The 12,521-nt window shown below is 71.3% G+C and carries 13 protein-coding genes; 7 read left to right on the forward strand and 6 right to left on the reverse strand.

The genetic code is table 11. The features are described 5' to 3' along the window. Positions 1–245: 245 nt before the first annotated feature. On the reverse strand, positions 246–968 hold the full coding sequence (locus tag MQE23_RS33340) for a DUF2293 domain-containing protein (protein ID WP_020277628.1): 723 nt from the start codon (positions 966–968) through the stop codon (positions 246–248). Between the two features lie 144 nt (positions 969–1,112). On the opposite strand from MQE23_RS33340, the gene MQE23_RS33345 reads away from it, so the two are divergent. Both MQE23_RS33345 and MQE23_RS33350 read left to right on the forward strand, forming a co-directional pair. Then, complete coding sequence (locus tag MQE23_RS33345; RefSeq protein WP_243381043.1) at positions 1,113–1,754, forward strand: uridine kinase; 642 nt, start codon at positions 1,113–1,115, stop codon at positions 1,752–1,754. A gap of 129 nt (positions 1,755–1,883) precedes the next feature. Beyond that, entirely contained in the window at positions 1,884–2,312 is a 429-nt protein-coding gene (locus MQE23_RS33350; RefSeq protein WP_020277626.1) for a CBS domain-containing protein, read from the forward strand. A 42-nt stretch (positions 2,313–2,354) separates the two neighbouring features. On the opposite strand, the gene MQE23_RS33355 is transcribed toward MQE23_RS33350, so the two are convergent. Then, positions 2,355–3,482, reverse strand: coding sequence for a magnesium and cobalt transport protein CorA (locus MQE23_RS33355; RefSeq protein WP_020277625.1), 1,128 nt, complete (start codon positions 3,480–3,482; stop codon positions 2,355–2,357). A 239-nt stretch (positions 3,483–3,721) separates the two neighbouring features. Between MQE23_RS33355 and MQE23_RS33360 the strand changes: the two genes are divergently transcribed. Beyond that, positions 3,722–4,516: a methyltransferase domain-containing protein gene (locus MQE23_RS33360; RefSeq protein ID WP_020277624.1), complete on the forward strand. Its 795-nt coding sequence runs from the start codon at positions 3,722–3,724 to the stop codon at positions 4,514–4,516. Between the two features lie 25 nt (positions 4,517–4,541). Here the strand turns inward: MQE23_RS33360 and MQE23_RS33365 are convergent, their stop codons facing one another. Next, complete coding sequence (locus MQE23_RS33365; RefSeq protein ID WP_243381044.1) at positions 4,542–5,507, reverse strand: sugar kinase; 966 nt, start codon at positions 5,505–5,507, stop codon at positions 4,542–4,544. Beyond that, a complete protein-coding gene (locus MQE23_RS33370) occupies positions 5,504–6,412 on the reverse strand; it encodes a pseudouridine-5'-phosphate glycosidase (protein WP_243381046.1) in 909 nt (302 codons plus the stop codon). The genes MQE23_RS33365 and MQE23_RS33370 overlap by 4 nt, the downstream gene beginning before the upstream one ends. 99 nt (positions 6,413–6,511) lie before the next feature. Here MQE23_RS33370 and MQE23_RS33375 point away from each other — a divergent pair, with 99 nt between their 5' ends. Then, positions 6,512–6,940, forward strand: a complete 429-nt coding sequence (locus MQE23_RS33375) for a VOC family protein (protein ID WP_037674412.1) — start codon at positions 6,512–6,514, stop codon at positions 6,938–6,940. 12 nt (positions 6,941–6,952) lie between these two features. Here MQE23_RS33375 and MQE23_RS33380 read toward each other — a convergent pair whose 3' ends face one another. After that, on the reverse strand, positions 6,953–7,507 hold the full coding sequence (locus MQE23_RS33380) for a methylated-DNA--[protein]-cysteine S-methyltransferase (protein WP_020277620.1): 555 nt from the start codon (positions 7,505–7,507) through the stop codon (positions 6,953–6,955). Positions 7,508–7,572: 65 nt separating this feature from the next. After that, positions 7,573–8,439, reverse strand: coding sequence for a glycerophosphodiester phosphodiesterase family protein (locus MQE23_RS33385; RefSeq protein WP_020277619.1), 867 nt, complete (start codon positions 8,437–8,439; stop codon positions 7,573–7,575). 287 nt (positions 8,440–8,726) lie between these two features. On the opposite strand from MQE23_RS33385, the gene MQE23_RS33390 reads away from it, so the two are divergent. The 3 genes from MQE23_RS33390 (at position 8,727) to MQE23_RS33400 (ending at position 12,496) form a co-directional block, all read left to right on the forward strand. Continuing rightward, positions 8,727–9,593: an MHYT domain-containing protein gene (locus MQE23_RS33390; RefSeq protein ID WP_020277618.1), complete on the forward strand. Its 867-nt coding sequence runs from the start codon at positions 8,727–8,729 to the stop codon at positions 9,591–9,593. A gap of 40 nt (positions 9,594–9,633) precedes the next feature. Beyond that, entirely contained in the window at positions 9,634–11,778 is a 2,145-nt protein-coding gene (gene uvrB, locus MQE23_RS33395; protein ID WP_020277617.1) for an excinuclease ABC subunit UvrB, read from the forward strand. Positions 11,779–11,917: 139 nt separating this feature from the next. Further along, positions 11,918–12,496, forward strand: coding sequence for a TerD family protein (locus tag MQE23_RS33400; RefSeq protein ID WP_020277616.1), 579 nt, complete (start codon positions 11,918–11,920; stop codon positions 12,494–12,496). The last annotated feature ends 25 nt before the right edge of the window (positions 12,497–12,521 follow it).

Genomic DNA, 12,521 nt, shown 5'->3' on the forward strand with positions numbered 1-12,521 from the left:
TCTCCCGCCCGTCGAGCCGGATCCTGCCCCGGCGCCCTTCCTCACCACAAGTGAAATCCTGTACGAGCACAGTGACCATGGCCGAACGGCGCGGGACCATACGCGTACGTCCACGGCCCACCCGGTGGGCCGGACCAGCATTCGGCGGCCACACGGATCGGGTTCGGCCGCCACACGGATCAAGGTTCGGCGGCCACACGGATCACGGTGCACGTGAGCATCACCGAATGACCGACCGGCCCGGGTCACCCGGCGGAACCGAGCCCCGCCTCGGTCCACCGCCTGAGCACCGTCTCCACCGCCGCCGCGATCCGCCGCCGCGCCTCGTGCCGCGGCACCCCGCTCATCAGCAGCCGGTCGTACGGCGTGTCCAGATGCCGTACGGACGCCACGACCGCCGAGGTCACCGCCCCCTCCGTCAGGGCCCGCCCGGCCGCGCTGCGGCCCACCCGTCCACTGCCCCGCTCCGAGGCGTGCGCCGCGATGGCCCGCGCACGGTCGGCCGGACAGCCGGGAAACAGCCGCCGTATCTCCGCCGAGAACGCCTCGGCGAACAGGGCGTCCTGAGCCGCCCGCCGCCGCGCGTCCCGCACCCTGCGCCGCCGTCGCGCCTCGGCGTCCGCCAGACACCGCTGCTCGGCCCTCGCGAGCGCCGCCTCCTCGACCAGAACGCCCTGCCGCTCGTAGCGGCTCCTGCGCCGGTTGAACCGTACGACCACCGCCGACAGCGTGCTCTCCTCCCTCGATCTGCGCGTCAGCGCGGTGTCGCCGCGCGGCAGGAACACCAGGTGCCCGAGGTCGGCACAGTCGAGGCAGCGCGGGGCAGCGTCCTCCAGGACGAGCAGGGACAGCGGCCCTCGTCGGCACTCGGCGCAGTGCCGGCGCTTGAGCGGCTGGAAGACGAGGAGTCCGGTGGGGGGGTGGGGCGGGAGCGTCGCGCGCGGGGCCATACGGCGGTCCGGGACCATAGGGGGTTCCTTCCCGCTGACGCGGCGCACACTGCATCCGCCGGAGGAGACCCCGGCGATCGCGGCGCCTCTCGTTCCGCCGCCTCCGCCCCGGTGTCCGCGGTGCTCGTGGGCCCGGCACGTCCTGCCGCGGTCTGGCGCATCATGGGCCGTGTGCGACTCGAAGCGATCACCTGGGACCGGCTCGGCGACACGCTCGCCGAGCGCCTGCTCGATCTGAAGCCCGCCGACGGCAGCCCCTGGCCGCGGATCGCCTTCGACGGCGCTCCGGCCGCCCGCCCGGGAGACCTCGCCCGGCGGGTCTCCGAGGCGCTGCGCATACGCGGCCGCTCCTCGCTCGTCGTGGGCACGGAGGGCTTTCTGCGCCCCGCCTCCGTGCGACTTGAGTACGGCCACCGGGACGTGGAGTCCTACTACAGCGGCTGGTACGACACCAACGCCCTGTGGCGCGAGGTGTTCGGCCCTCTCGAAGCCGGGGGTGACGGCCGCGTCCTGCCGGATCTGTGGGACCCGGACGCCGACCGGGCCACCCGCAGCCCTTACGTCCAACTCCCGCCCGGCGGCGTGCTGTTGCTGCACGGGCCCTTCCTCCTTCGACACTGGTTCCCCTTCGACCTGAGCGTCCACTTCCTGCTCTCCCCGGGCGCCCTGCGCCGCCGCACGCCCGAGGACGCGCACTGGACCCTGCCGGCCTTCGAGCGCTACGAGCACGAGACCGACCCGGCCGACACGGCCGACGTCCTGGTACGGGCCGATGATCCGCGCCATCCGGCGTGGGGCGGCTGAGCCGCTGTCGCGCCGGACCGGGGGCGCTGTTCCGTGTGCGGGCGCCGGGTGACGCGGCGAGAATGAAGGACGCCGGGACTCGCGGTGCCTCCCGCGCCGCGCCGGCCGTCCGGCACCGGGAGGTACTCCATGACCACCGCCGGAGACATCATGCACCGCGGCGCCCAGTGGATCCCCGCCCACGAAACCCTCGACCGCGCCGCCCAGCTCATGCGCGAACTGAACGTCGGCGCCCTGCCCATCAGCGACGAGAACGAACGGCTCTGCGGCATCCTCACCGACCGCGACATCGTCGTCGGCTGCGTCGCCATGGGCCACGACCCCGCCGAGGTCACGGCGGGCGAGATGGCCAAGGGCACGCCTCGCTGGATCGACGCGGACGCCGACGTCGGCGAGGTGCTCCACGAGATGCAGGAGCACCAGATCCGCCGGCTGCCCGTCATCCAGGACAAGCGCCTGGTCGGCATGATCAGCGAAGCCGACCTGGCCCGGCACCTGGCGGGTGACCAGATCGCCTCCTGGGCCGAGAGCGTCTACGCCAGGACCACCCCGCGCTGACCGCGCCTCACCCCACCACGACCCCGCGGGGCACGGCCTTCGTCAGAGCCAGCCGCTGCGCCGGAACCCCCGGTACAGCACCAGGCACGCGACGGATATGACGCCGATGACCATGCCGTAGCCGTACCGCCAGTGCAGCTCCGGCATGTGGTCGAAGTTCATGCCGTACACCCCGCAGACCATCGTCGGCACGGCGATGATCGCGGCCCACGCCGTGATCTTCCGCATGTCCTCGTTCTGCGCGACCGTGACCTGCGCGAGGTGCGCCTGGAGGATGGAGTTGAGCAGTTCGTCGAAGGAGGCGATCTGCTCCTTCGCCCGCAGCAGGTGGTCCGAGACGTCCCGGAAGTACGCCTGTATCTCCGGGTCGATCGCCCGGATCGGCCGGGTGGCGAGATCCTCCAGTGGCCGGCTGAGCGGCACCACCGCCCGCTTCAGCTCCAGGAGTTCACGCTTGAGCTGGTAGATGCGCCCCGGGTCGGCCCGCGCGCCGGTCTCCGCGAACACGTCCGTCTCGACCTGGTCGATGTCCTCCTGCACGGAGTCCGTGACGGTCAGGTAGTCGTCCACCACGTGGTCCGCGATCGCGTGCAGCACCGCGGACGGGCCCTTGGCCAGCTGGCCGGGGTCGGACTCCAGCTCCTCGCGCAGCGGGCCCAGCGAGCCGTGCATGCCGTGCCGCACCGTGATCACGAAGTCCTTGCCGACGAAGACCATGATCTCGCCGGTGTTCACCACCTCGCTGGTGGCCGTGAGTTCCTCGTGCTCGACGTAACAGACCGTTTTGAACACCGCGAAGAGCGTCTCGCCGTAGCGCTCCACCTTGGGGCGCTGGTGGGCCTCGACGGCGTCCTCCACGGCCAGGGGGTGCAGGTCGAAGAGCTCGGCGATGCCCGCGAACTCCCGGTCGGTCGGCTCGTGCAGGCCGAGCCAGACGAAGCCCTCGCCCTTCTTGCGGACCCACTCCATGGCGTCCACCAGGTCGCCGCGCGCCGTGGTGCGGACACCGTCCCGGTACGTCACGCAGTTCACCACCGAGGAGCCCAGCGGGGAGCGGGCCGGGTGACTCAGGTCGACGCGCGGGCGCCGCCGGGCCAGCCGAGCCACCTTGCGGAGGCCGCCGACCCCACCGAGGCCGGTGACCTTCCGCAGATTCCCTGCCATGGACATCTCGATCTCCCCGCGTGGGTTTCTCGCGCTTTCCCGCGCCTTGGCGCGCCAGTCTGCCAGGCCGACGTGAGCTGCGGGTAAGCCTGTGGAAATGGCTCGTTCCGCTTTGTTCCCGGCTGTGGATGAACGACTCCGGGTGCCACTGCCCCGAGACTTCGACGCGTATCGGACGCCGTGCGGTTCTCCGCACCGGAGCGTCGACCATCACGGACAAGTCGGACAACTGGGATGATCGCGGCATGACGCGAACCGACGGGTACCTCCTGGACAACCGGCAGACCGCGGCGGCAGAGCACTTCAGCGCCTTCGCCGCCCTCTTCGACCCCACGACGTTCCGGCACCTCGAAGCGCTCGGCGTCGGATCCGGCTGGCGGTGCTGGGAGGTCGGAGCCGGCGGCACCTCCGTGGTGTCCTGGCTGGCGAAGAAGGTCGGCCCGACCGGACGCGTCGTCGCGACCGGCACCGACACCTCACGGCTCGTCCCCGCCGCCCGGCCGCCCGTCGAGGTGCGTGTGCACGACCTCGGCGCCGAGGAGCCGCCGGGAGAGGGCTTCGACCTGGTGCACGCCCGGCTCGCCCTCGTCCACGTGGCCGACCGACCACGGGCGTTGCGGTCCATGGTCCAGGCGCTGCGCCCCGGCGGGCGCATCCTCGTCGAGGACGCCGACCCCGCCCTCCAGCCGCTGCTCTGCCCCGACGAGTACGGCCCCGAGCAGCAGCTCGCCAACCGGCTGCGGCACGGCTTCCGCAGACTGCTCGCCGACCGCGGGACCGAACTCCCCTGCGGCCGCGTCCTCCCCCGGCTGCTCCGGGAGGCCGGCGCGACCCGGGTGCACGCCGACGCCTACTTCCCCGTCGCCTCACCGGCCTGCGCCGCCCTGGAATCGGTGACGATCCGCCAGATCCGCGACCAGCTCGTCACCGCGGGCCTCGCCACGGACCAGGACATCGACCGGCATCTCGCGAACGTCACGTCCGGCGTCCTCGATCTGACGACGGCCCCGATGATCTCGGCGTGGGGGCGCAAGCAGTAGCCAGGGGTGTGCGGGGCACCGGGGATCAGCCGGGCAGCGGCGGTCTGCCGCCCACCCGTTCCACCGCCGTCGCACCCGCCCGGCAGCCCTCTACCGCCGCCTCCTCCGGCCCGGCACCCGCGAGCAGGGCGGCGAGGAACGCGCCGGTGAAGGCGTCACCGGCCCCCGTGGTGTCCCGAGGCGTCGCCGCTGCGGCGGGCACGCGGGCGCACACCTTTCCCGAGCGGGCCACGAGCGCCCCCTCGTGCCCCTGCTTGGCGACCACGAGCGGAACATGCAGGCTCAGCTCGGCCGCCGCGTCGGCCGCGTCGGTCAGCCCCGTCAGCAGACACGCCTCGTCCCGGCTGGGCAGCAGCACGTCCACGCCCTCCACGAGCGCCAGGAACCGCCCGGCCCCCAGCTGCCCGAGGAAACCGGCCGACGCGGGATCCAGACTCACCGGCACGCCACACGCGCGTGCGGCCCGCAGAACCACCGTCACCAGGGCGCGGCTCGGCTCGGAGAACAGGAGGTAGCCCGACAGATGCAGCCGGGCGACGCCGTCGAGCAGCGCGTCCGACCAGTCGGCGGGTTCGAGCCGCAACGACGCGCCGCTGTCGGTGAGTAACGTGCGCTCCGCCGAAGCGCCCCCGTCCACCAGACAGATCACCGTCCCGGTCGGTGCCCGCGGGTCGACGACGAGCCGCGGACGCACACCGTGGACCACCAGCTCACGCTCGTGCCAGCCAGCGGCCTCCGCCCCCACACGACCGAGCAGCCGAACCTCTGCCGCGCCCCGGTGTGCGGCCCAGCACGCCACGTTGGCGCCCGCCCCGCCCGGCACCGTCCGGATCGATGCAGCCGTGTCCGTACCGGCAGCGAGCGGCCCCGCATGCCGCGCGACGACGTCCGTGATGACGTCCCCGACGACCAGCAGCGCCCCGCCCGCCGGGAAGGTCCCCGCCGAGTCGGCTCCGGCCGCCGCACCGCGGTCGGCCCCGGCCCCGGTCATCCCCGTGCCCAGGCCGCCGCGATCCGCGCCGCCAGGCGTACGTTGCCGCGGACCGCCGCCAGGTTGGCGCTCAGGGAGGCGCCGTCGGTGTGCCGTACGAGGTGGTCGAGCAGGAACGGTGTGACCGCCTGGCCGGTGACTCCCTCCGCCTCGCAGGCATGCAGCGCGTCCGCGAGCACGCGCGCGTGCAGCTCCGGATCGAGCTGCTCCCCCTCGGGGACGGGGTTGGCGACGATCAACGCCGATTCAGGCCCGGCGAGCGCGTCCTGGGCGCGCATGACGTCCGCCACCTGCTCCGGCGTCCGCAGCGTCCAGTCCACCGGATGCCCCGAGTCGGACAGATAGAAGCCGGGGAACCGATCGGTGCCGTAACCGGCCACCGAGACACCCAGCGTCTCCAGCCGCTGCAAGGTCGCCGGCACGTCCAGGATCGACTTCACCCCGGCACACACCACGGTGATCCGCGTCCGCGCCAGCAGCCCCAGGTCGGCCGACTCGTCCTGGGTCACCGTCCACTCCCGGTGCACGCCGCCGAGCCCGCCCGTCGCGAACACGCGTACGCCCGCCAGCGCCGCCAGCAGTGCCGTCGCCGACACCGTGGTCGCCCCGCTCGCCCCGGAGGCCGTCGCGAGCGGCAGGTCGCGGTGGCCCAGCTTGCGGATGCCGTCCTCGTTCGCGACCCGCTCCAGCTGCTCCTTGTCCAGCCCGACGTGGGGCCGCCCGTCCAGCACGGCGATCGTCGCGGGCACCGCGCCCTCCTGCCGCACCGCCGTCTCCAGCTCCAGCGCCACCTGGAGGTTGCGCGGCCGCGGCAGCCCGTGGGCGATGATCGTGGACTCCAGGGCCACCACCGGCCGACGCGCCTCGATCGCCTCACGCACTTCTTCTGACACCACCAGCACCACGCGCCTGCCTCCTGTCGGTCGGTCTTCCCTCATCTCTGGCGGGCGGCGCGCCGGGCCAAACCCTTGCGGGCTGTCGGCGACGTCACGAGCCTGGAGGGCATGACGGACAACACACCGCGACTCGACCACGTCGTCCTCTGGGTGCGCGACCCGGTCGCCGCCGCAGACTTCTACGAGAAGGCCGTCGGCCTGGAGACGGTCAGGCTCACCGAGTTCGCCGCCGGTGAGGTGCCGTTCCCCTCCGTACGCGTCAACGACGGGACCATCCTCGACCTCATGCCGCTGACCTTCGCGGAACGCATGACGATGCTGCCCGGCGCCGCCGACAGCGCGGGGCACCCCGTCAACCACGTCTGCCTGTCACTGCCCCGGGGAGACTTCGACGCCCTCCTCAGCCGCCTGGCGGAACGCTCCGTACCGGTGTCGGACCTCTCGTACGACTCCTTCGGGGCCCGGGGCAAGGCCACACGCAGCTTCTACTTCCGCGACCCGGACGGCAACGTCTTCGAGGCGCGGCACTACGACTGACCGGGCCCAGGCTCAGAACAGCGGCTCGGGCAGCACCCCTTCGAGGGCCAGCAGCTTCCGCTTGGTCTCCAGGCCGCCCCCGAAGCCCCCGATGCCGCCGCCGCTCTCGACGACCCGGTGACAGGGCACCACCACCGGCAGCGGATTGGCGCCCATCGCCGTGCCCACGGCCTGGGCGGCGCCCGGCTGGCCGACGCGCCCGGCCAGATCGCCGTACCCGACGACCGTGCCGTACGGCACACCGGACGACAGCTCGCGCAGGACCTCACGGTTGAAGCCGGAGATCAGCGACCAGTCCAGCGGCAGGTCGAAGTCGCGGCGCTCACCCGCGAAGTACGCCTCGACCTGACGTATCGCCTCGGCCAGCAGCGCGGAGCCGGGCGCCTCGGCGGGCTCGGTGCCGAGCCGTGACGCCAGCCGCTCGACCGCCCGGTCCCGCACCGCGTCCGTGGCGTGGAACACGACGTTCACCAGGCCCTCGCGGGTCGCCGCGAGCAACAGCGGGCCGATGCCGCTGTCGACGACGGCCCACACGACCCGCTGCTCAACCTGCCCATGGCTGTCCATGCGCCCACCGTACGACCCACCACTGACAACGCCGCCCGGCCGGACGCCCCGCCCGCCGGCCTGCCTCACCCGCCCACGGCCTCCCGGACCACATCCGGCTTGTTCGTGATGATCCCGTCGACCCCGTACCCGGCCACCCGCTGGGCCGTCGCCGCGTCGTCGACCGTCCAGGTGAGGACCTCCAGAGGCCTGCCGTGCGGTCCGGTGAACGCCTGGACGGAGGAGGTGTACGCCGCGGAGAGCGAGCCGTACGACGGGTTGATCTGGTCGGCGAAGCCGGCGTAGACCGGCAGGTCCGCCACGGGCGGCGTGCCCAGGAAGCCGGTCTTCACGGCGGGCTTCAGCTCGTGCACGGTCCGCACGCTGTCCGCGCTGAAGCTCTGCACGATCAGCCGGCCGGCCAGATGCGAGCGGTCCAGCCAGCCCTCGTTGCCGAGGACCTTGAGGGTCTGCCGCTCGATGCCCGGATACAGCTCCGGGTTCTTGATCTCCAGAAGAAGCTTCTGGTGATGATGCTCGACGCGGTTCACGAACTGCTCCAGCGTGGGCACGCGCGCGCCCGCGTACGCGGGGGCGAACCAGCTGCCCGCGTCGAGGCGGGCGATCTCGGCGGCGGTGAAGTCCTTCACCTTCCAGGGAGCCCGGTCGGGATAGACCTCCTCCACGTCGGTGGTGCGCCGCAGGTTGTCGTCGTGGAGGACGACGAGCTCACCGTCCCTGGTCCGCTGCACGTCGTTCTCCACCCAGCGGATGCCCAGCCCGGCCGCCCTGTCCACGGCGGCCAGCGTGTTCTCGGGGGCGTACGCGGAGGCCCCCCGGTGCGCGATGACCAGCGGCGAACCGCCGGCGGCCCGCGCGGGGGAGACGGGGAACAGGAGTGCGGCGGTCCCCAGGAGCGCGGTGGTCGAGGCGGCAACAGCGCGCGCGTGCATACGTACTCCTCGCGTCGAGCGATCACACCGTCACAGACAGCTCAACTGTGACAGCAGAGGGTCAACGAGAGAGGGGTGCAGGATGGCCACAGGTTGAACGGAGAGGACCCAACTCCGCTCACCGGTACCGCACAACTGGGGCAAGGGCGTGTTTCTTTGCCGGAAAGTCGTTCGACCATTCCGGTGGGGGTCATACTCTCTGCGTCAACCCTGACCGCTGCAGCGGTCCTGGGAGGGAGCGCACATCGGGAATTCCGGGACGCAAAGGGCGGGAAGGGCAGCCGCGCATGCAGGGCACGGTCGACGGATTCAGCTACGGCCTGGTCACACCCCTGGTGGCCTACCTCATGGCCTGCCTCGGAGGTGCCCTGGGCCTGCGCTGCACCACCAGATCCATGCTCGTCGCCCAGTCCTGGCGCCCCGGCTGGCTCGCCCTCGGCTCGGCCGCCATCGGCTCCGGCATATGGACCATGCACTTCATCGCCATGATGGGATTCACGGTCCGGGGGGCCACGATCCACTACGACAAGCCGATGACCTTCGCGAGCCTGGCCGTCGCGATCGTGATGGTGGGCATCGGGATCTTCATCGTCGGCTACAAGGGGGCCCGCGGGACGGCCCTCTTCACCGGCGGCACCATCACCGGCCTGGGCATCGCGTCGATGCACTACCTCGGCATGGCCAGCATGCACCTGGACGGGAAGCTGGAGTACGACACACTCACCGTCGGCATCTCCGTCGCGATCGCCATGGCCGCCGCCACCGCCGCCCTGTGGGCGGCCGGCCAGGTCAGGGGCCTGCTGTGGAGCGTGGGCGCCAGCCTCGTCATGGGACTCGCCGTCAGCGGCATGCACTACACCGGCATGGCCGGCCTCAGCGTCCACCTGCACGGCACGGCCGAACCCACCACGGGAGAATCGCCCGCGGCCCTGCTCGCGCCCATGCTGATCGGCCCGCTCGCCTTCCTCCTCCTCGCGGGCGTCGTGGTGATGTTCGACCCGCTGATGGTCATGGGGAAGCCCACGGTCGTGCCCGTCGAACAGAGGCCGGGCGTTCCCGCCCACATCCACACCGCCCACAATCCCCAGCGCCTGCGGTTGCGCCCCCGCCGCACCGTGGAGCACCGCGGCTCCCGAACCCCGCAGAACCGCTGATCGGAACCCATTGTCAGTGCGGGGTCGTACGGTGGATCCCATGCGGCCCGTTTCCCAGATCGAACGCACGGTGGCGCCCTTCGAGGTCGTCAGCCCCTACCAGCCGAGCGGCGACCAGCCGACGGCCATCGCCGAGCTCGCCCAGCGCATCCAGGCAGGTGAGAAGGACGTCGTCCTCCTGGGCGCGACCGGCACCGGCAAGTCCGCCACCACCGCGTGGATGATCGAGAAGCTCCAGCGCCCCACGCTCGTGATGGCGCCGAACAAGACGCTGGCCGCCCAGCTGGCGAACGAGTTCCGGGAGCTCCTCCCGAACAACGCCGTCGAGTACTTCGTCTCGTACTACGACTACTACCAGCCCGAGGCCTACGTCCCGCAGTCGGACACCTACATCGAGAAGGACTCCTCGATCAACGAGGAGGTCGAGCGCCTGCGCCACTCCGCGACCAACTCGCTGCTCACCCGCCGCGACGTCGTCGTGGTCGCCTCGGTCTCCTGCATCTACGGCCTCGGTACGCCGCAGGAGTACGTGGACCGCATGGTCCCGCTCCGCGTCGGCGAGGAGCACGACCGCGACGAGCTGCTGCGCCGCTTCGTGGACATCCAGTACACGCGCAACGACATGGCCTTCAGCCGCGGCACCTTCCGCGTCCGCGGCGACACCATCGAGATCTTCCCGGTCTACGAGGAGCTGGCCGTCCGCATCGAGATGTTCGGCGACGAGATCGAGGCGCTGTCCACGCTGCACCCGGTCACCGGCGAGATCATCAGCGACGACCAGCAGCTGTACGTCTTCCCGGCCTCCCACTACGTCGCAGGGCCCGAGCGTCTGGAGCGGGCCATCAACGACATCGAGAAGGAGCTGGGCGAGCGCCTCGCCGAGCTGGAGAAGCAGGGCAAGCTCCTGGAGGCCCAGCGCCTCAGGATGCGCACGACCTACGACATCGAGATGCTCCGCCAGATCGGCTCCTGCTCCGGCGTGGAGAACTACTCGATGCACTTCGACGGCCGCCTGCCCGGCTCCCCGCCCAACACCCTGCTGGACTACTTCCCGGACGACTTCCTCCTCGTCATCGACGAGTCGCACGTCACGGTCCCGCAGATCGGCGCCATGTACGAGGGCGACGCCTCGCGCAAGCGCACCCTCGTCGACCACGGCTTCCGGCTGCCCTCCGCCCTGGACAACCGCCCGCTGAAGTGGGAGGAGTTCCAGGAGCGCATCGGCCAGACGGTCTACCTGTCGGCCACCCCGGGCGCCTACGAGCTCTCCCGCTCGGACGGTTTCGTCGAGCAGATCATCCGCCCCACCGGCCTCGTCGACCCGGAAGTCGTCGTCAAGCCCACCGAGGGGCAGATCGACGACCTGGTGCACGAGATCCGGCAGCGCACCGAGAAGGACGAGCGCGTCCTGGTCACCACGCTCACCAAGAAGATGGCCGAGGACCTCACGGACTACTTCCTGGAGCTGGGCATCCAGGTGCGCTACCTGCACAGCGACGTCGACACCCTGCGCCGCGTCGAACTCCTGCGTGAGCTGCGCGCCGGCGAGTACGACGTGCTGGTCGGCATCAACCTCCTGCGGGAGGGCCTCGACCTGCCCGAGGTGTCCCTGGTGGCGATCCTGGACGCCGACAAGGAGGGCTTCCTGCGCTCCGGCACCTCCCTGATCCAGACCATCGGCCGCGCCGCGCGCAACGTCTCCGGTCAGGTCCACATGTACGCCGACAAGATCACCCCGGCGATGGAGAAGGCCATCGAGGAGACCAACCGGCGCCGGGAGAAGCAGATCGCGTACAACAAGGAGCGGGGCATCGACCCCCAGCCCCTCCGCAAGAAGATCAACGACATCGTCGCCCAGATCGCCCGCGAGGACATCGATACCGAGCAGCTGCTCGGCTCGGGCTACCGCAAGGCGAAGAAGGACGGCGGGGGCACCAAGGCGCCCGTCCCCTCCCTGGGCAGGGGCGCCGAGGGCGCCAAGCCGGCCAAGGGCAAGGGCAAGGCCAAGGAGACGGTGCCGACCGACCGCCCCGCGGCCGAGCTCAGCGAACAGATCGAGGAGCTCACCGCACGCATGCGGGCCGCCGCCGCGGACCTCCAGTTCGAGATCGCGGCCCGGCTGCGCGACGAGGTCTCCGAGATGAAGAAGGAACTGCGCCAGATGAAGGAGGCGGGCCTGGCCTGACAGCGGACCGCGTACGCGCAGTGTTGCAAGACCGACACAAAGTGCGGACCGGGGTACGTCACTGTCAGTGCCCCTGCGTAGTGTTCTGATCAACCGCGACTGCGCGGCAACAGGGGACGTCCGAGAGGGGAATCAGCGCGTGACCGTCAACATGACCAAGGGTCAGGCCATCAGTCTGCAGAAGAACGACGGTGGCAGCCTGACTGCGGTGCGCATGGGTCTCGGCTGGCAGGCGGCTCCCCGGCGCGGCCTGTTCGGCTCGCGTACGCGAGAGATCGACCTCGACGCCTCGGCCGTCCTGTTCGCCGACAAGCAGCCGGTCGACGTCGTCTTCTTCCGCCACCTGGTGAGCGACGACGGCTCGGTGCGGCACACCGGTGACAACCTGGTCGGCGGTGTCGGCCAGGGCGGCGACGACGAGGCGATCCTCGTCGACCTCTCACGCGTCCCGGTCCACATCGACCAGATCGTCTTCACCGTGAACTCCTTCACGGGCCAGACGTTCCAGGAGGTGCAGAACGCGTTCTGCCGCCTGGTCGACGAGACCAACGGCCAGGAGCTCGCCCGCTACACACTGGCCGGCGGCGGCCAGTACACGGCCCAGATCATGGCCAAGGTGCACCGCTCGGGCCCGGGCTGGACGATGACGGCCATCGGCAACCCGGCCAACGGCCGCACCTTCCAGGACCTGATGCCGGCGATCCTGCCCGTCCTCTGAGGCGCCGGGGGCAACCGGCCGAGGC

It is taken from the genome of Streptomyces sp. HP-A2021, assembly GCF_022807935.1.
GTDB lineage: Bacteria > Actinomycetota > Actinomycetes > Streptomycetales > Streptomycetaceae > Streptomyces > Streptomyces afghaniensis.